Genomic DNA, 18188 nt, shown 5'->3' on the forward strand with positions numbered 1-18188 from the left:
GATCGGCCGGCACGAAGAAGGGGCCCGGCACCGGAAGGCATCGGTGCCGGGCCCCTTCCGGGACGGCGTGTGAGCGCCACCCCGAGGCTATATGAAAATGGTTCCCATTAGCTAGTGGGCGAGGCGTACGAACGTCAGAGCGCGAGGCCCGTCAGGACCAGCACCCGCTCGTAGGTGTAGTCGTCCATCGCGAACCTCACGCCCTCACGGCCGACACCCGACTGCTTGGCGCCGCCGTACGGCATCTGGTCGGCGCGGTAGGAGGGCACGTCGCCGACGACCACGCCGCCGACCTCCAGCGCGCGGTGGGCGCGGAAGGCGACCTGGACGTCGTGGGTGAACACGCCCGCCTGGAGGCCGTACTTCGAGGAGTTGACGGCCGCGAAGGCCTCGGCCTCGCCGTTCACCTTCTGCACGGTGAGGACCGGTCCGAAGACCTCCTCGCGGGCGATCGTGGTGTCCGCCGGTACGTCGGTGAGGACGGTCGGCGCGTAGGAGGCGCCGTCGCGCTTGCCGCCGGTCAGCAGGGTCGCACCCGCGGCGACGGCCTCGTCCACCCAGCTCTCGACGCGCTGGGCCGCTTCCTCGCTGACCAGCGGGCCGACGTCCGTCGTGTCGTCGGACGGGTCGCCGGTGACCTGGGCCTCGACGGCGGCGACGATACGCGGCAGCAGCCGGTCGTGGACGGAGGCGTCGACGATGACCCGCTGCACCGAGATGCAGGACTGGCCGCCCTGGTAGTTGGAGAAGGTCGCGATGCGCGTCGCGGCCCAGTCGAGGTCCGCGTCGGAGGCGTAGTCGCCGAGGACGACGGCCGCGCCGTTGCCGCCCAGCTCCAGGGTGCAGTGCTTGCGCGGCACCGAGTCCATGATCGCGTAACCGACCTTCTCGGAACCGGTGAAGGAGATGACCGGCAGCCGCTCGTCCTGGACCAGGGCGGGCATCCGGTCGTTGGCGACCGGCAGGATCGACCAGGAGCCGGCCGGCAGCTCGGTCTCGGCGAGCAGATCGCCGATGATCAGGCCGGAGAGGGGGGTGGCCGGGGCGGGCTTGAGGATGATCGGCACGCCGGCCGCGATCGCCGGGGCGACCTTGTGGGCGCACAGGTTCAGCGGGAAGTTGAACGGCGCGATGCCGAGCACGACACCCTTCGGGAAGCGGCGGGTCAGCGCGAGCCGCCCCTGGCCGCCGAGGTCGGTGTCGAGCCGCTGGGCCTCGCCGCCGTTGAACCGGCGGGCCTCCTCGGCGGCGAACCGGAACACGGACACGGCCCGGCCGACCTCGCCGCGCGCCCACTTGATCGGCTTGCCGTTCTCGGCGGAGATCAGCTGCGCGATCTCCTCGGTGCGCTCGACGAGGCGCTTGCTGACGTGGTCCAGGGCGGCGGCGCGGACGTGGGCCGGGCTGGCGGCGAAGTCCTCGCGGACGGCGTACGCGGCGGCCACGGCCTCCTCGACCTGCGCGTCCGTCGGCACGCTCACCCGGCCGACGAGCCGCCCGTCCCACGGGGAGGTGACGTCGAAGCTGTCCTCGCCGGTGACCTGGCGGCCGGCGAGCCAGAAGGCGTGGGTGGAAGTCATAGTCGAGTTCCCGGCCCTTCCGCGTTGGGGGTTGCTGTGGCTTTCGTGGTCCACGGTAGGCGTGGGAAGGCACCGGGTCGCTTGTCCGACTCGTACGGGTGGAGGCCGGGGGTACGCCGGATTGGCGCGGTGGGGCGGGTCCGCCTGCGGGCAGGTCCGCGGCGTTGTCGTCGGTTGCCGACTCCCCCACGCTCGGCTGCGCTCGCGCGGGGGGGGGACCCCATCGCGCCGACGCCCTCCTCCGCCTTGCAGCTGCACGCACCACACCCCGCTCACCGGCACTACCGAGGCACCGTCGCTTTCCTGCGACTTGATCGGCCGGGCAGGTCCTAGCGGGGCAGTCGCCGCAGCAGCAGCCACAGGGCGCCGAGCAGCACCGCGCACAGGCACCAGCTGGCGATCACGTCCAGCGGCCAGTGGTAGCCGCGCCGGACCAGACCGTAGGACACGGTCAGCACGAGGAGGGCCGCCGTCGCGACGGCCGTGCGGCGGGCGGCCGCCGTGCGCAGCCAGGGCAGCAGGATCAGCACCGCGCCGCCGTAGGCGACGGCCGCGGTCGCGGTGTGTCCGGAGGGGTAGTAGCCGGGGCCGGGCGGCACGACCGGGGTGCCGTACCGGTCGGTCCACTCCTTCAGGGGGACGACGATCAGCGGCACCAGCGCCATCAGGATCAGCACGGCGAAGGACGGCACCCACCACCGCTCACCGCCCGCCGCCCAGGCCCGCCGGGCCACGTACACCGCGACCAGCATCAGCACGGGCACGGCGACCGGCACGTTGCCCAGATCGGACATCAGCTCGGAGGCCCGGTCCGGGTGGACGAGGGCCCGGCTGATCCGCTCGTCCAGCCGCAGCAGCGACCCGTCGACGACGACCTGCCAGGTGATCAGTGTGAGGAGAACGGTGTGGAGGGCGAGCAGGAACACGGACGACTTCTCCGGCCGGCCCGCCGATGCGGGCGCGTCCTGGGTCTGCTGGTCGGAGCGGGGTGGCATGGGGTACACCTTCTCAGCCCCGCCCGACCGGCGGCGCGAGAACGCGCCTGCGCGGGGAGCGTCCGCGGCGGGCTGCCGCGGCCACCCGCCGGTCGCTCAAGGCCGGGTGGCGGACGCCGAACGGCCGCGGAGGCGGGCGATCCTTCTGAGTTTCCTGCCGCCGAGACGCCGGCCGAGGTTGCGCAGCCCCCTGCCGACCCGCCGCTTGAGGGTCTTCGGTCTGCGTGTCGTCCTCCGCGCGGTGATGTCCAGGCTGAGGTTGCCGTACGCGGTGTAGTACGGCTTCACCGCGAGACGACCGCTGCCGCCGGTGGTCGCCGGGGCCAGGTCGCCGGCCTTGCGGGCGCCGAACCGGCGCTGGGTGCTCAGGCCCTGGGTCCGGACGTTGAGGTACACGTCCCACACGCCGTGGGGCAGCGGGCCGCCGTCCAGGGCGCGCGCGGGGTCGAGGTCGGCGGTGAAGCCGGCCGGTCCGGCGTCCGGGTCGGACAGCGGCTCGGGGCGGGTGGGCACCCGCGCCTCCTGGCCGTCGCCGCGCCGCCGCAGCACCAGTTCGGTGGCCGGCTCCCGGGTCGGCACGCGCTCGATGAACCCGTGGCCGCGCAGCCGGAGCACCCCGCGCCGCCGGCCGCGCTGCCACTCGACGGCGTCCAGCCGGTCGTCCTGCCGCAGTTCGCCGGTGATGTCGTAGCAGGAGTCGGGGATGCCGGCCGTCGCGTCGCGGAAGTACGGGTACGCCGCGTAGGCGCGCCCCTGGTCCACGACCACCTCGTGCGGGGGCAGGCGCCGGGCCCGCTCCTCCTTCAGGAACTCGATGACGTCGATCAGCTCCCGGCGCAGTCCGTGGCGCGCGCAGTGGGCGAAGATCCGGTGCGGCGCGCTCATCTGCGCGTCGAGCTCCGGGGTGTAGAACCGGTCCACCTCCGCCTTGACGACCGCCATGGCCTCGGTCTGCTCGCTCTCCTCCATCAGCGGGAAGCGCCAGGAGAAGGAGTCCAGCAGGCCGCCCCGGAAGGTGCGCAGCAGCGCGGCGTCCCGGACCGGGCCGGGTTCGCTGTGGGCGGCGATCGCGGCCATGATGCGCCGGGCCACCTCGAACCGTTTCGTCAGGTCGCTGTAGTTGCTGGTGATGTTGCCCTGGTCGTCGCGCTTGACCTTGTAGTAGCAGTCCTCGTCGGCGACCACGGAGACCGCCGAGGCCTGGAGATAGGCCTTGGTGACGAAGAGCCGGTCCTCGCCGATGCGGATGTCCTCGTCGAAGCGCAGCCCGCGCTCCAGCAGGAAGGAGCGCCGGAAGAGCTTGTGCGGCGTGAGGGCGTACCAGACGCGGGAGGTGGCCAGGTCGACGACCTCCTGGTTGGACTCGAACATGGAGCGCGGTACGTCGCAGCCCACGCCCACGTACTTGCCCAGCACCACGTCGGAGCCGTTGCGCTCGGCCATGTCGATCAGCCGGCGCATGGCGTTCGGGCCGAGGTGGTCGTCGGCGTCGAGGAAGAAGACGTAGCGCCCCCTGGCCTGGGCGATCGCGACGTTGCGCGGGCCGCTCGGCCCGCCGGAGTTGCGCTGGTGGACGACGCGTACGACCTCCGGGTACGCGGCGGCGAACCGGTCCAGTTCCTTTCCTGTGCCGTCCGTCGAGCCGTCGTCGACGGCCAGGCATTCGAGAGTGTGGGCGCCGAGCGACTGCTCGACCACCGACTCCAGACAGCGGGTCAGATACGGCATGGCGTTGTAGGCGCCTATGACGACCGTGACCGTGGGTTCCGACACGACATTCCCCCCTGGAACCGTTCATGACAGATAGGCCACAGATTTACCCTTCGTTCACTGGTTTCGCAAAGTCTTCAACTGCCTTTGGCGCGTTAACAGTTGATTTCCAGTCAGCGGTTGGGTGTCCGGCGTGCGGTGTGCTCCAGGATCGCGGCGGCCAGCGGGGCGTGCACGCGCCGGGGCAGGGCGTGGCCCATGTCCGGGATCTCCGCCGCGCGGGCGCCCCGGATCACCTGGACGAGGTGCTGGGCATGGGGCAGGGGACAGACCGGCTCGGCCGGGGCCGAGACGACGAGGGTGGGCACGTCGGTGCGAGCGAGCCGTTCGGTCCGCTCCAGGCCGGCGGTGTCGGCGCGGGCGTGCGCGGTGGAGGCGCGGTGGTGCCCGGTGTGCTCGACGATCCGGCGTTCCAGGGCGCGGAAGTACGCGGCGTCGAAGGGGATCCGGTCGCCGTTCAGCAGCCGCCAGTGCTCGACCCGCCGGTCCAGCTCGGCCTCGGGGCCCAGGTCGTCCGGCTCTGGGCGGGACCACAGCTCCAGCAGCCGGGGGTCGGGGCCGGGCAGTTCCTCCACGGGGACGGCCGTACCGTCAGGGCGCAGCCAGGGCGTACCGCTCAGGGCGCCCGTGCCGATCAACGTCGCGCTGCGCAGCCGGTCGGGACGGTCGGCGACGAGGAGCTGGGCGAGCATCCCGCCCATCGACATGCCGACGACATGGGCGCGGTCGGCTCCGAAGGCGTCCAGCACGGCGACGGCGTCCTCGGCGAGCGCGGCGAGGGGGTACGGCCGCTCGTCGTACGCCCAGGTGGAGCGGCCGGTGTCGCGGTGGTCGTAGCGGATGACGCGGTGGCGGGCGGCGAGCAGGTCGGTGAACTCCTCCGGCCAGCCGAGGCCGGAGGCCTGCGCACCCATGATCAGCAGCAGCGGGGGCGCGCCGTCGGAGCCGCGCTCCTCGGCCCAGAGGCGGATGCCGGGGGCGGCGTCGACGTAGCGGTCCAAGGGTTCCTCCGGAGGGGATCGGGCAAGCGAGGTTGGCGAGACGAGACGTATCGTATCGCAGCTTCTCGAAAAGAAAGACCCCGAACGAGGTCCGGGGTCGCCTTCCGTGGTCTGTACCGGAGAAGGAGGAAGTGAAGGAGGTCGGCCACCCCGGAACAGGGGGGGTGGTTCCGGGGTGGCCGTCCGGATCGGAATGCAGGCCGCCCCGGGGGGTTTGGGGCGGGCCGCCGTCCGATCGGTGTGGAGATCCGGAGCCAGAGGCTCCGATTGTGTGCGCGAGGGCACGACCAGGTCGAAGCTGGGGAGGCCCCAACCTGGAATCGCCCGCAGTCCCCTGCGGGCGGGGTGTATCTCTCATCTGGGTAGAACGTACGGCAGTGGCAGGCGGTGCGACAGACGCAATCCCGTCCCGCCATCCACCCCGCACACCTTCTTCACACGGTCTGCAGTCCATGGGAAGCAGCTGTGCGGGGCCCCTGCTCAGATGCTGCCCGGATGTGGCCCGGATGCAGCCCTGATGCAGCCCGGATGGTGCTCAGATGCGGGCGAACGCCTGCTCGATGATGTCGAGACCCTCGTTCAGCAGATCGTCGCCGATGACCAGCGGCGGCAGGAAACGCAGCACGTTGCCGTAGGTGCCACAGGTCAGGACCAGCAGACCCTCCTGGTGGCAGGCCTTGGCGAGCGCGCCGGTCGCCTCCGGGTTCGGCTCCTTGGTCGTACGGTCCTTGACCAGCTCGATGGCGATCATCGCGCCACGGCCGCGGATGTCACCGATGACGTCGAACTTCTCGGCCATGGCGGTGAGGCGGGCCTTCATGATCGCCTCGATGTTCTTCGCCCGGGCGTTGAGGTCCAGCTCCTTCATCGTCTCGATCGAGCCGAGCGCGCCCGCGCAGGCGACCGGGTTGCCGCCGTAGGTGCCGCCCAGGCCACCGGCGTGCGCGGCGTCCATGATCTCGGCGCGGCCGGTCACGGCGGCCAGCGGCAGACCGCCGGCGATGCCCTTGGCGGTGGTGATCAGGTCCGGGACGATGCCCTCGTCCTCGCAGGCGAACCACTGGCCGGTGCGGCAGAAGCCGGACTGGATCTCGTCGGCGACGAAGACGATGCCGTTGTCGGCGGCGAACTGGCGGATCGCGGGCAGGAAGCCCTTGGCCGGCTCGATGAAGCCGCCCTCGCCGAGCACCGGCTCGATGATGATCGCGGCCACGTTGTCCGCGCCGATCTGCTTGTTGATCATGTCGATGGCCTGGGCGGAGGCCTCGGCGCCGGCGTTCTCCGGACCCGTCAGCCAGCGGTAGCCGTACGCCACCGGCACGCGGTAGACCTCGGGCGCGAACGGGCCGAAGCCGTTCTTGTACGGCATGTTCTTCGCCGTCAGGGCCATCGTGAGGTTCGTCCGGCCGTGGTAGCCGTGGTCGAAGACGACGACCGCCTGGCGCTTGGTGTAGGCGCGGGCGATCTTCACCGCGTTCTCGACGGCCTCGGCGCCGGAGTTGAACAGCGCGGACTTCTTCGGGTGGTCGCCCGGGGTCAGCTCGGCGAGCGCCTCGGCGACCTCCACGTAGCCCTCGTACGGGGTGACCATGAAACAGGTGTGGGTGAAGTCGGCGAGCTGGGCCGAGGCCCGGCGTACGACGGCCTCGGCGGAGGCGCCGACCGAGGTCACGGCGATGCCGGAGCCGAAGTCGATCAGGCGGTTGCCGTCGACGTCCTCGATGACGCCGCCGCCCGCGCGCGCGGTGAACACCGGCAGCACGGAGCCCACACCCTGCGCGACCGCGGCGAGGCGGCGGGCCTGAAGCTCCTGCGACTTCGGGCCGGGGATGGCGGTGACGATCCGGCGCTCCTGCGGAAGGGCGGTCATGAGGGGCTCCTGGAGGTTCTGGGGGTGTCCGACGGTTCCGCGGTCGCGGTTGCGCAGGACACGGTTCTGCGGATGCTTTCCTTCTTTTCTCGCAGGCTAGGACGGGTGACGGGGGGTCGGCATGCTCCATGTGGGCGGTGTCGCCCGGACGGCTTGTCCGCCGTGGACATAGAGGTAAGGGGGAACATCGGTGCGGGCCCGGCCGCGTAAGCGGTGAACTCCCCTTGCGGGCGCGTTAGATTGACCGCTGATGGTCGACGGAACGGCTGGTCAGGGGGCAAGGGCGATGGACAGCGACGGGACGCAGGACGCGCAGGGCACGCATGCCGATCCTGTGCCGCGCCCGGCCGGGCCGCCGCGGATGCCCGCGGTGCCTCCCCGGCCGGCCGGCGCGCCGAGGGCCCCGGGGGCCCCGGGGACGGCAGGGATGCCGGGGGCGCCGAGGACGCCACACTCGTCCGCCTCATCCTCACCCCCATCCTCACCCTCATCCTCACCCTCATCCTCACCCTCCCCATCCTCCGCGCCCTCGTCCGCCGTCGCCGAGTGGCTGAACGAGGAGCGCCCGGCCGCGAAGCCCGGCATCTGGCGGTTCGGGTACCGGCTGCCGAAGTCCGCGCGCGCGGCGGAGCGGCTGGCGCCGGTCACGGTCATCGGCATGCTGGTCCCGCTGGTGGTGGCGCTGGTGCTGTGGTCGCTGTGGCGGCGCGGCAGCCTGCCGTACCAGTTCACGCTGCTGCGGCTGTTCACCCCGGACGACTGGTGGTGGGGCGGCACGATCGCCTCCCCGAAGACCCTGGACGGCGCCGAGGCCCGGGTGGTCTACGACGGCGTGTTCTTCGCGGTGCTCGTCTTCTCCATGGGCCGGCTGGGCAGCTGGCCGGAGACCGTACGGCACTTCGTGGGCCGTCGGCCGCAGCCCTCCCGGGCGCTGCTCGCCCTGGTGTGCGCGCTGTCCGCGCTGAGCCTGGTGTTCCCCGGCGCCTTCCCGGGCGTCGGCTGGGACGCGCTGCCGGTCGTCGACCCGGTCTTCTCCCTGATCGTCCTGATCACCGGCGGCTACGAGCTGTTCGCCTCCGCCCTGTTCACGAACGCGCTGTACGCCGTCATGACCCTGCTGATCGTGTGGCCGTTCGCCAAGGTCGGCGGCTGGTTGCCGTATGTGAGGGAACGACTCGCCGCCCGGCGCGCGAGCGACGGGGCCGCCGTGCCGACCACGGTCGAGCGGCCGCGCGCCCAGTGGCCCGAGCTGCGCGAGGCCGGGCAGTACGAGGCGGCCGACCTGTTGACCGCCGAGGTGGCCGCCGGGCGGATGAACGACGTGGACTGCGCGCGGGTGCGGCGGGCCTGGACGACCGGGCTGCCCGACTTCCGGGAGACCGTGCTGCGCGCGGGCGGGGCCGCCTGGGCCCACCCGTCGGGCGCCCGTGACCTGCCCCGGCGCGGCGCGCGCCACGACCTGCTCGCCGGGCAGGTGCGGGTCGGCCGCTGGGTGGCCGCCGAGCGCACCCCGGCGAGCTACCACGACGCCGGTGCCGCGCTGGGCCCGGAGGTGCTGGGCACCTCGCTGCTCGCGGTCGGCCCGTCCGGCTCCGGCAAGACCCGCTCGCTGGTGGAACCGCTGACCGAGGCCCTGACCCTCCAGGCGCTCACCGGAGGCTGCGCGGTCGTCGCGGTCTCCTCCCCCGGCGGCGGTCCGCTCGGCTCCGACGCCGCGTTCGACGTGATCGTGCGGATCGGCGACCCGTCGTCCGTGCACGACCTGGACCCGTACGCGGAGTCCGACGACCCTGACGAGGCCGCCGCGATCCTCGCCGAGGCGCTGGTCGGCGACCTCGACACCGTGAACGGCCAGAGCGCGGCCACCGCGCTCGCCCAGCTGCTGGGCCCCTACCGGGCCGCGCACGGCCGTTTCCCGGACCTGTCCGAGCTGCGCGAACTCCTCGAGGGCGAGCCGGGCGCGCTGGCCGCACTGCGGGCGGCCGTGACCGGGGCCGACGTGATGCGCCGCGAGCTCGAGGCCCGCGCCCGGCAGACGGGCACCCCCGGGGACCCGGGCCGCGCCCTGGCCGACCGGCTGGCGCTGCTGAACCGTCCCGTGTTCGCCGGGTTCTTCGGCGGGGGCGGCGAGGCGCACCGGGCGTTCTCGCTGCGCGCCGTCGCCCACCACCCGCTGCGGGTCCGGGTCGACCTGCCCGAGCGCGGCCACGAGGAGGCCGGCCGGCTGATCACCCGGCTGGTCCTCGCCCAGTTCCACGCCGTCGTGCGGGAGGGCCGGCGCGCCCACTTCGCCTGTCTGGTCCTGGACGACGCGACGGGCGCGGTCACCGCCGAGTCGGTGCGCCGGATCCAGCGGCTGCGGTCGCAGAACGCGGGCGTGGTGCTGGCCCTGCGCACGGTCGGCGACGTCCCGGAGGCGCTGCACGGGCCGCTGTACGGGGCGGTGGGCTGCCGGATGGCGTTCTCCGGGATCACCACCTGGGACGGCAGCCGGTTCGCGCAGACCTGGGGCACCGAGTGGGTGGAGACCACGGAGGTCGCCCAGCACACCGTGTTCGCCGACCAGCCGATGACCCGGGCCATCCACGCCCTGCGCAAGCTGGTCACCGGCAAAGCGGTGACCACGGACGCGGTGACCGTGCGCCAGGTCGAGCGGGAGCGCTGGTCGGCCTCCCAGCTGGCGCACGAGGTGCCGCCGGGGCACGCGGTGCTGTCGCTGACGACCGTGCGGGGCGAGCACGCGCCGCCGCTGCTGGTGGACCTGCGGGGCTGAAGCGGGGGCCGGGGATCTCTCCGGTGAGGCAGAATCGGCACAGGCCCTCATACGAAGCGGCCAAGAGATCACTCCGCCGTTCCTCCCTCGCCGAAGCCCGCCGTTCCTCCCTCGCCGAAGCCCGCCGTTCCTCCCTCTGCTGAAGGCCGTATGCCTCCCACGCTCGCCTCGCTCGTCCACCACTCCGCGCTGAAACTGACCGTGCGGGCGGGCGGGGACCGCCTGGACGTGCCGGTGCGGTGGGCGCACGTCAGCGAGCTGGCGGACCCCGTACCGTACATGGAGGGCGGGGAGCTGCTGCTGATCACCGCGCTGAAGCTGGACGCGGAGGACCCGCAGGCCATGCGGCGCTATGTGAAGCGCCTGGCGGGGGCCGGGGTGGTCGGGCTGGGCTTCGCGGTCGGGGTCAACTACGAGGAGATCCCCGAGGCGCTCGTGGACGCCGCCGAAGCGGAGGGCCTGCCGCTGCTGGAGGTGCCCCGGCGCACTCCGTTCCTCGCGATCAGCAAGGCGGTGTCGGCGGCGATCGCGGCGGACCAGTACCGGGCGGTGACCGCCGGGTTCGCGGCCCAGCGGGAGCTGACGAAACAGGCGCTGACGAACGGCCCCGAGGGGCTGCTGACCGCGCTCGCCGCGCAGGTCGACGGGTGGGCGGCGCTGTACGACGCCTCGGGCGCCGTCGTCGCGGCCGCGCCGGAGTGGGCGGGCCGGCGGGCGGCGCGGCTCACGGTGGAGGTGGAGCGGCTGCGGGAGCGGCCGGCGCCGGCCTCGGTGGTGGTCGGCGGCATGGCCGACGCCGAGCACGACGACCGGGTCGAGCTGCACTCCCTGGGCACCGGCCGGCGTCCGCGCGCCGCGCTCGCGGTCGGTACGGCGGCGGCCCTGGGCACGGCCGAGCGGTACGCCGTCCACTCGGCGATCGCTCTGCTCACCCTGACCACCGAGCGCTCCCGCCCGCTGCACGCGGCGGAGCAGCGGCTCGGCGCGGCGGTGCTGCGCATGCTGCTCGCGGGTGAACCGGACCATGCGCGCGCGGTCGCCGGGGACCTGTACGGCGAGCTGCTCGACGCCCCGTTCCGGGTGATCGTGGCCGAGCCGTCCGCGGCGACGGCGGCGGGGCCGGACCGCGCCGGGAAACCGTCCGCCGGGGTGGTCGCCGATCCCGCCGGGGACGCGCTCGGCTCGCTCGCCGAGGTCGTCGAGTCGGCGGCCGCCCGGTCCGGTGAGGCGGTGCTGGTGGTGCCCGAGGGCGAGCGGCTGGTGGTGCTGGCGGCGGACGGGGGCGCGGCGGTCACGGCGGCCGCGCGGCATGCGACGGAGCTGGAGGCGGCGCGGGCGGCGGGCGAGGGGCGCGAGGAGGACGAGCCGGTCGTCGGTCTCTCGGCGCCGGCCGGGCCGATGGCGGCGGCGACGGCGTACAAGCAGGCCGAGCAGGCGCTGTCGGTGGCGCGGCGCAGGGGCCGGGTGTTCGTGGAGCACGAGCAGCTCGCGGCGGGTTCCGTGCTGCCACTGCTGGCGGACGACGCGGTGCGGGCGTTCGCGGACGGCCTGCTGCGGGCGCTGTACGAGCACGACGCGACCGGTCGCGGTGATCTGGTCGCCTCGCTGCGCGCCTGGCTCTCCCGGCACGGCCAGTGGGACGCGGCGGCGGCCGACCTGGGCGTGCACCGGCACACCCTGCGCTACCGGATGCGGCGGGTGGAGGAGATCCTGGGCCGCTCGCTCGACGACCCGGACGTGCGGATGGAGCTGTGGCTGGCCCTGAAGGCGACGTCGCCGGAACGGTGACGGTGCGTCGGGGGGGGGGGGGGGGGGGGGAGGGGGGGGGGGAGAGGGGAGGCGCGGGCAAGGGAAGAGGCCCCCAAAACCCCCCCCACGCGCGGCGGCTCATCCCCTCCCTCCCTCCCCCCCCCCCCCCCCCCCCCCCCCCCCCCCCCCCCCCCCCCCCCCCCCCGACCCGGGGCAAGATCCACAACACGCCCCCTAAGTCGTCCGTCCCCCGGGCCAGGCCCGCCGCCGCCTCGTGCATGGCGAGTTCGAGGAGTGACGGGTCGGTCAGGGTGCCGGAGCCGTCCGGTGGCATCAGCCGGCGGACGCCGCGGGTGGAGCGGCCGGGGTATGGCACGACGATCCAGGTGCCGGCGCCGGCCGTGCGGATGCCGGTGCCGGTGCCGGTGCCGATCCAGCGGGCGGCCGTGCCGGGCGGCACGAAGAAGCCCATGCGGTTGTCGCCGAAGTCCACGAGCACGGGCCCCGGCCGGCCGATGATGCGGGTGAGCACGTCGAGGGTGGCGTAGCCGAGTTCGCTCGGCAGGATGAGTACGTCCCTGGCCCTGCCCACCGGCAGCAGCGCCACCCCCAGGGGGTTGCGCTCCCATTCCCAGCGGCAGGACTCGGGATCCGGTGCGACGGATGCCGGCCATTCGACCGCCGTCTTCGCCCCAGCCATGTGAAGACCTCCCTCTCTCCCGTGACGCGGTCGGTCGCGCCCGAGGGGGAGAGGGAGGTCCCCTGCAAGCATTACGCGGGTTACGGCATCCCGATGGGGTGAACCGGATCACACTCCGTCGGGCGGCCGGCGGTCAGCTGTCGAAGCCGAGGCCCAGCCGGTCCATGGTCCGCAGCCACAGGTTCCGCCGCCCGGCGTGTGCGTCGGCCCGCGCCAGCGACCACTTGGTGAGCGCGATGCCGGTCCAGGCGAAGGGCTCCGGCGGGAAGGGCAGCGGCTTGCGGCGGACCATCTCCAGCCGGGTGCGCTCGCTGCTCTCCCCCGCCAGCAGGTCCAGCATCACCTCGGCGCCGAACCGGGTCGCGCCGACGCCCAGCCCGGTGTACCCGGCCGCGTAGGCGACCTTGCCCTGGTGGGCCGTGCCGAAGAACGCCGAGAAGCGCGAGCAGGTGTCGATCGCGCCGCCCCACGCGTGCGTGAAGCGGACGCCCTCCAGCTGCGGGAAGCAGGTGAAGAAGTGCCCGGCGAGCTTGGCGTACGTCTCCGGCCGGTCGTCGTACTCGGCGCGCACCCGGCCGCCGTACGGGTAGACGGCGTCGTAGCCGCCCCACAGGATCCGGTTGTCGGCGGACAGCCGGAAGTAGTGGAACTGGTTGGCGGAGTCGCCGAGTCCCTGCCGGTTCTTCCAGCCGATCGCGTCGAGCTGCCCGTCGGTCAGCGGCTCGGTCATCAGGGCGTAGTCGTAGACCGGGACGGTGTAGGCCCGCACCCGCTTGACCAGGCTGGGGAAGATGTTGGTGCCGAGCGCGACCTGCCGGGCGCGGACCCGCCCGTACGGGGTGCTCACGGCCATGCCGGCGCCGTACGCCTTCAGCGTCAGGGCGGGCGTGTGCTCGTAGACGCGCACGCCGAGACGGACGCAGGCCTCCTTCAGGCCCCAGGCGAGCTTGGCCGGGTGCAGCATGGCCACGCCCCGGCGGTCGTACAGGCCGGCCTCGAAGGTGGGCGAGGCGACCTGCTCGCGGACCGCGTCGGCGTCGAGGAACTCGATGCCGTCGGCGAGGCCCTTGCGCTCGATCTCCTCGTACCAGTCGCGCAGTTCCCACGCCTGGTAGGTCTCGGTGGCGACGTCGATCTCGCCGGTGCGCTCGAAGTCGCAGTCGATGCCGTGCCGGGCGATCGCCGCCTCGATCTCGTCGAGGTTGCGCGCGCCCAGCTCCTGGAGCGTGTGGATCTCGTCGGGCCAGCGGGCGAGCCCGTTGGGCAGCCCGTGGGTGAGGGAGGCCGCGCAGAAGCCTCCGTTGCGGCCCGAGGCGGCCCAGCCCACCTCGCGGCCCTCCAGCAGCACCACGTCCCGCTGCGGTTCGCGCTCCTTGGCGACGAGCGCGGTCCACAGTCCGCTGTACCCGCCGCCGACGACCAGCAGATCGCAGGTCTCGGCGCCGGTGAGCGCGGGCTCGGGGTGGGGCTTGCCGGGGTCTTCCAGCCAGTACGGGACCGGCTGCGCTTCGGAAAGCGACTTCGTCCAGTTGTTGTTGTCTTCTGTGCCACGGCTCATGGCGCTTGGGGCCATGATTTCAACTCCCTACAGGGGCTTATGCCTTTTGTCTGTTGCGGCGATTGCTGATGACCATCGAGGTCAGGACGAACAGTACGGCGATGAGGAACATGGCCGTACCGATGACATTGATCTGAACGGGTGTGCCGCGCTGTGCCGAGCCCCAGACGAACATGGGGAAGGTGACGGTCGAACCCGCGTTGAAATTGGTGATGATGAAATCGTCGAAGGAGAGCGCGAAGGCGAGCAGCGCGCCCGCGGCGATTCCGGGGGCCGCGATCGGCAGGGTGACCCGGACGAACGTCTGGAACGGGCCGGCGTAGAGGTCCTGGGCCGCCTGCTCCAGCCTCGGGTCCATCGACATGACGCGCGCCTTGACGGCCGTCACGACGAAGCTGAGGCAGAACATGATGTGCGCGATGAGGATCGTCCAGAAACCCAACTGAGCACCCAGGTTGAGGAACAGGGTGAGCAGCGAGGCCGCCATGACGACCTCGGGCATGGCCATGGGCAGGAAGATCAGCGAGTTGACGGCGCCCCGCGCGCGGAAGCGGTAGCGGACCAGCGCGAAGGCGATCATCGTGCCGAGGACGGTCGCGCCGAGCGTCGCCCAGAACGCGATCTGGAGGCTGGTCGACAGCGAGCCGCACATGTCGGCGACGCCGCAGGGATCCTTCCAGGCGTCCGTGGAGAACTGCTGCCACTGGTAGTTGAAGCGCCCCTTCGGCTTGTTGAAGGAGAACACCGTGACGACGACGTTGGGCAGCAGCAGATAGCCGAGGGTGAGCAGTCCCGCGATGACGACGAGATTGCGCTTGAGCCAGTTGACGAAGGGCATTTAGACCAGATCCTCCGTCCCCGACCTGCGGATGTAGAAAGTGACCATGAAGAGAATCGCGGCCATGAGAAGGAAAGACAGGGCCGCCGCCGTGGGATAGTCCAGGACGCGCAGGAACTGCGTCTGGATCACGTTTCCGATCATGCGGGTGTCCGTCGAGCCGAGGAGTTCGGCGTTCACGTAGTCACCGGCCGCCGGGATGAAGGTCAGCAGCGTGCCGGAGACGACCCCCGGCATCGACAGCGGGAAGGTGACCTTGCGGAAGGTGGTGATCGGCCGGGCGTACAGATCGCCGGCCGCCTCGTGCAGCCGCCCGTCGATGCGCTCCAGCGAGGTGTAGAGCGGCAGGACCATGAACGGCAGGAAGTTGTACGTCAGACCGCACACGACCGCGAGCGGGGTGGCGAGGACCCGGTCGCCGGAGGTCCAGCCGAGCCAGCTGGTGACGTCCAGGACGTGCAGGGTGTTGAGGGCGCCGACGACCGGCCCGGAGTCCGCGAGGATCGTCTTCCAGGCGAGGGTGCGGATCAGGAAGCTGGTGAAGAACGGCGCGATCACCAGGATCATGATCAGGTTGCGCCAGCGTCCGGCGCGGAAGGCGATCAGGTACGCCAGCGGGTAGCCCAGCACCAGGCACAGGACCGTGGCGGAGGCCGCGTAGAGGACCGAGCGCAGGAACTGCGGCCAGTACTCGCCGAACGCGTCCCAGTAGGTCGCGAAGTGCCAGGTGACCTTGTAGCCCTCCTCCAGGGAGCCCGTCTGCACGGACGTGGAGGCCTGGTAGATCATCGGCAGCGCGAAGAACACGAACAGCCAGAGCAGTCCGGGCAGCAGCAGCCAGTACGGCGTCAGGCGGCCGCGCCTGCGGGGCGGCTTCTTCTCGGGGGCCGTCGGGGCGAGAGGCGGGGGCGCCTCGGTGAGCGTCGCCATCAGACCGCCGCCTCTTCCTGGATGCCCGCGTCGATGTCCTGGGCCGCGTCGAGGCCGAAGGTGTGGGCGGGGCTCCAGTGCAGGACGACGTCGGCGCCGGGGACGAGCCGGGCGTCGCGCTCGATGTTCTGGGCGTAGACCTCGAAGTCGGGGCAGACCTGGCTGTCGATGACGTACTGCGTGGAGACGCCGATGAACGACGAGTGGGCGATCTTCCCGGTGATGCGGTTGCGGCCCTCGGGTATCTCGCCGGCGTCGTCGGCGTGGCTGAGGGAGATCTTCTCCGGGCGGACGCCGACCAGGACCTTGCCGCCGGCCGTGGTGGGCGCGGAGCAGCGGGCCTCGGGGAGCACCAGCTTGCCGCCGCCCGCCTTGAGGACGACGTCGTCACCGCTCTTGGTGTCGACCTCGGCCTCGATGAGGTTGGAGGTGCCGAGGAAGTTGGCGACGAACGTGGTCTGCGGGTTCTCGTACAGGTCCGCGGGCGAGCCGAGCTGTTCGACGCGGCCGGCGTTCATCACCGCGACCGTGTCGGCCATGGTCATGGCCTCCTCCTGGTCGTGGGTGACGTGCACGAAGGTGATGCCGACCTCGGTCTGGATGCGCTTCAGCTCCAGCTGCATCTGGCGGCGCAGCTTGAGGTCGAGGGCGCCGAGGGGCTCGTCGAGGAGGAGCACCTTGGGGTGGTTGATGAGCGCGCGGGCCACGGCGACGCGCTGCTGCTGGCCGCCGGAGAGCTGGTGCGGCTTCTTGCGCGCCTGCTCGCCGAGCTGGACCAGCTCCAGCATGTCCTCGACCTGCTTCTTCACGCTCTTGATGCCGCGCCGGCGCAGACCGAAGGCGACGTTCTCGAAGATGTCGAGGTGCGGGAAGAGGGCGTAGGACTGGAAGACCGTGTTCACCGGGCGCTTGTACGGCGGGAGGACCGTGACGTCCTGGTCGCCGAGGTGGACGGTGCCGGAGGAAGGTTCCTCCAGGCCGGCGATCATGCGCAGGGTGGTGGTCTTGCCGCAGCCGGAGGCGCCGAGCAGAGCGAAGAACGAGCCCTGCGGGACGGTCAGGTCCAGCGGATGGACGGCGGTGAAGGAGCCGTAGGTCTTGCTGATGCCGGAGAGGCGGACGTCGCCGCTGCCGTTGTCGGTGGTCTTCATCGTCGTCACGCCCCAGTGAGCTTCGCGAACTTCGCCTCGTAGGCCGTCTCTTCCTTCGAGCTCAGGGAGCGGAAGGCGTGGGACTTCGCCTGCATGGCCTTGTCGGGGATGATCAGCGGGTTGTCCGCCGCATCCGGGTCGATCTTCGCGAGATCGTCCTTCACGCCGTCGACGGGACAGACGTAGTTGATGTAGGCGGCCAGTTCGGCGGCCGCCTCCGGCTCGTAGTAGTAGTCGATGAGCCGCTCGGCGTTCGTCTTGTGGCGCGCCTTGTTGGGGATCAGCAGGTTGTCGCTGGACGTCATGTAGCCGCTGTCCGGGATGACGAAGTCGACGTCGGGGCTGTCCGCCTTGAGCTGGACGACGTCACCGGCCCAGGCGATGCAGGCCGCGAAGTCCCCGCTGGTGATGTCGGACGTGTAGTCGTTGCCGGTGAAGCGGCGGATCTGGCCGCTGTCGACGCCCTTCTGGAGACGCGCGATCGCCGCGTCGTAGTCGTCGTCGGTGAACTTCCCCGGGTCCTTGCCCATGTCCAGCAGGGTCATGCCGATGCTGTCGCGCATCTCGGTGAGGAAGCCGACCCGGCCCTTGAGCTTGGGGTTGTCCAGCAGGTCGGAGACCGACGTCACCTCGACGCCGTCGAGCGCCTTCTTGTTGTAGGCGATGACCGTGGAGATGCCCTGCCAGGGGTACGAGTACGCCCGGCCCGGGTCCCAGTCGGGGCTGCGGAACTGCTGCGACAGATTGGCGTACGCGTGCGGCAGGTTGGACGGGTCCAGTTTCTGGACCCACCCCAGCCGGATCAGCCGCGCGGCCAGCCAGTCGGTGAGGACGATCAGGTCGCGGCCGGTCTCCTGGCCCGCGGCGAGCTGCGGCTTGATCTTGCCGAAGAACTCGTTGTTGTCGTTGATGTCCTCGGTGTACTTGACCTTGATGCCGGTCCGTTTCGTGAACGCGTCGAGCGTGGGATGGCTCTTGCCGCTGTCGTCGACGTCCATGTACTCGGTCCAGTTGGAGAAGCTGACGGTCTTCTCCTTCGCCGAGTGGTCCTCGGCGGACGTGCCGCCCTCGGTCTTGCCTGCCGCGGGGATCCCGCAGGCGCTCAGCGCCCCGAGGCCGCCCAGGGTGAGCGCGCCGCCGGCGGAGGCGCGCAGCAGCGACCGGCGGGTCATGGCCGCCCTGCCGTTGCGGAGGCTGCGCCGTAGGGCGGCCGCTTGGGCCGGGCTCAGGCGGTCGGGCTCGTACTGCTCCATGCGCGTGGTGCCCTTTCGGG

Annotated in this window: 12 protein-coding genes and 2 pseudogenes; 2 read left to right on the top strand and 12 right to left on the bottom strand. The window is 71.9% G+C overall.

The features are described 5' to 3' along the window. Positions 1-134: 134 nt before the first annotated feature. The 6 genes and pseudogenes from ACZ6D7_RS35480 to gabT all read right to left on the bottom strand — a co-directional run bounded on the left by ACZ6D7_RS35480 (position 135) and on the right by gabT (position 7216). On the bottom strand, positions 135-1580 hold the full coding sequence (locus ACZ6D7_RS35480) for an aldehyde dehydrogenase family protein (protein WP_469500035.1): 1446 nt from the start codon (positions 1578-1580) through the stop codon (positions 135-137). Between the two features lie 329 nt (positions 1581-1909). Further along, positions 1910-2575: a phosphatase PAP2 family protein gene (locus ACZ6D7_RS35485; RefSeq protein ID WP_469500037.1), complete on the bottom strand. Its 666-nt coding sequence runs from the start codon at positions 2573-2575 to the stop codon at positions 1910-1912. Positions 2576-2671: 96 nt separating this feature from the next. Then, positions 2672-4348, bottom strand: a complete 1677-nt coding sequence (locus ACZ6D7_RS35490) for a glycosyltransferase family 2 protein (RefSeq protein WP_469500039.1) — start codon at positions 4346-4348, stop codon at positions 2672-2674. A gap of 110 nt (positions 4349-4458) precedes the next feature. Continuing rightward, positions 4459-5346 carry an alpha/beta fold hydrolase gene (locus tag ACZ6D7_RS35495; protein ID WP_469500041.1) on the bottom strand — a complete coding sequence of 296 codons (888 nt, stop codon included), beginning with the start codon at positions 5344-5346 and terminating at the stop codon, positions 4459-4461. A gap of 139 nt (positions 5347-5485) precedes the next feature. Next, positions 5486-5704: pseudogene (locus tag ACZ6D7_RS35500) on the bottom strand (phosphatase PAP2 family protein); the annotation flags it as partial. A gap of 177 nt (positions 5705-5881) precedes the next feature. Next, positions 5882-7216 carry a 4-aminobutyrate--2-oxoglutarate transaminase gene (gene gabT, locus ACZ6D7_RS35505; RefSeq protein ID WP_469500043.1) on the bottom strand — a complete coding sequence of 445 codons (1335 nt, stop codon included), beginning with the start codon at positions 7214-7216 and terminating at the stop codon, positions 5882-5884. A 286-nt stretch (positions 7217-7502) separates the two neighbouring features. Between gabT and ACZ6D7_RS35510 the strand changes: the two genes are divergently transcribed. Beyond that, positions 7503-9989, top strand: coding sequence for an ATP/GTP-binding protein (locus tag ACZ6D7_RS35510; protein WP_469500044.1), 2487 nt, complete (start codon positions 7503-7505; stop codon positions 9987-9989). Between the two features lie 150 nt (positions 9990-10139). Further along, positions 10140-11777, top strand: coding sequence for a PucR family transcriptional regulator (locus ACZ6D7_RS35515; RefSeq protein WP_469500046.1), 1638 nt, complete (start codon positions 10140-10142; stop codon positions 11775-11777). A 202-nt stretch (positions 11778-11979) separates the two neighbouring features. Here the strand turns inward: ACZ6D7_RS35515 and ACZ6D7_RS35520 are convergent. The 6 genes and pseudogenes from ACZ6D7_RS35520 to ACZ6D7_RS35545 form a co-directional block, all read right to left on the bottom strand. Then, positions 11980-12438 (bottom strand): annotated as a pseudogene (locus ACZ6D7_RS35520) (hypothetical protein); the annotation flags it as partial. 133 nt (positions 12439-12571) lie between these two features. Further along, positions 12572-14011 carry an NAD(P)/FAD-dependent oxidoreductase gene (locus ACZ6D7_RS35525; RefSeq protein ID WP_469500048.1) on the bottom strand — a complete coding sequence of 480 codons (1440 nt, stop codon included), beginning with the start codon at positions 14009-14011 and terminating at the stop codon, positions 12572-12574. A 22-nt stretch (positions 14012-14033) separates the two neighbouring features. Continuing rightward, on the bottom strand, positions 14034-14834 hold the full coding sequence (locus tag ACZ6D7_RS35530; RefSeq protein WP_469500050.1) for an ABC transporter permease: 801 nt from the start codon (positions 14832-14834) through the stop codon (positions 14034-14036). Continuing rightward, entirely contained in the window at positions 14835-15764 is a 930-nt protein-coding gene (locus tag ACZ6D7_RS35535; RefSeq protein ID WP_469500052.1) for an ABC transporter permease, read from the bottom strand. Continuing rightward, positions 15764-16924, bottom strand: a complete 1161-nt coding sequence (locus ACZ6D7_RS35540) for an ABC transporter ATP-binding protein (RefSeq protein ID WP_469500053.1) — start codon at positions 16922-16924, stop codon at positions 15764-15766. Before ACZ6D7_RS35540 ends, ACZ6D7_RS35535 begins: the two co-directional genes overlap by 1 nt. Next, complete coding sequence (locus ACZ6D7_RS35545) at positions 16921-18168, bottom strand: polyamine ABC transporter substrate-binding protein (RefSeq protein WP_469500055.1); 1248 nt, start codon at positions 18166-18168, stop codon at positions 16921-16923. Before ACZ6D7_RS35545 ends, ACZ6D7_RS35540 begins: the two co-directional genes overlap by 4 nt. Positions 18169-18188: the final 20 nt, after the last annotated feature.

The organism is Streptomyces sp. NPDC041784 (assembly GCF_055591025.1).

Excerpts from the sequence above, each read along its gene's own strand:
- ACZ6D7_RS35480 (WP_469500035.1), bottom strand. The coding sequence starts at position 1,580 with ATGACTTCCACCCACGCCTTCTGGCTCGCCGGCCGCCAGGTCACCGGC.
- ACZ6D7_RS35545 (WP_469500055.1), bottom strand. The coding sequence starts at position 18,168 with ATGGAGCAGTACGAGCCCGACCGCCTGAGCCCGGCCCAAGCGGCCGCC.
- gabT (WP_469500043.1), bottom strand. The coding sequence starts at position 7,216 with ATGACCGCCCTTCCGCAGGAGCGCCGGATCGTCACCGCCATCCCCGGC.
- ACZ6D7_RS35530 (WP_469500050.1), bottom strand. The coding sequence starts at position 14,834 with ATGCCCTTCGTCAACTGGCTCAAGCGCAATCTCGTCGTCATCGCGGGA.
- ACZ6D7_RS35485 (WP_469500037.1), bottom strand. The coding sequence starts at position 2,575 with ATGCCACCCCGCTCCGACCAGCAGACCCAGGACGCGCCCGCATCGGCG.
- ACZ6D7_RS35510 (WP_469500044.1), top strand. The coding sequence starts at position 7,503 with ATGGACAGCGACGGGACGCAGGACGCGCAGGGCACGCATGCCGATCCT.
- ACZ6D7_RS35515 (WP_469500046.1), top strand. The coding sequence starts at position 10,140 with ATGCCTCCCACGCTCGCCTCGCTCGTCCACCACTCCGCGCTGAAACTG.
- ACZ6D7_RS35535 (WP_469500052.1), bottom strand. The coding sequence starts at position 15,764 with ATGGCGACGCTCACCGAGGCGCCCCCGCCTCTCGCCCCGACGGCCCCC.
- ACZ6D7_RS35525 (WP_469500048.1), bottom strand. The coding sequence starts at position 14,011 with ATGGCCCCAAGCGCCATGAGCCGTGGCACAGAAGACAACAACAACTGG.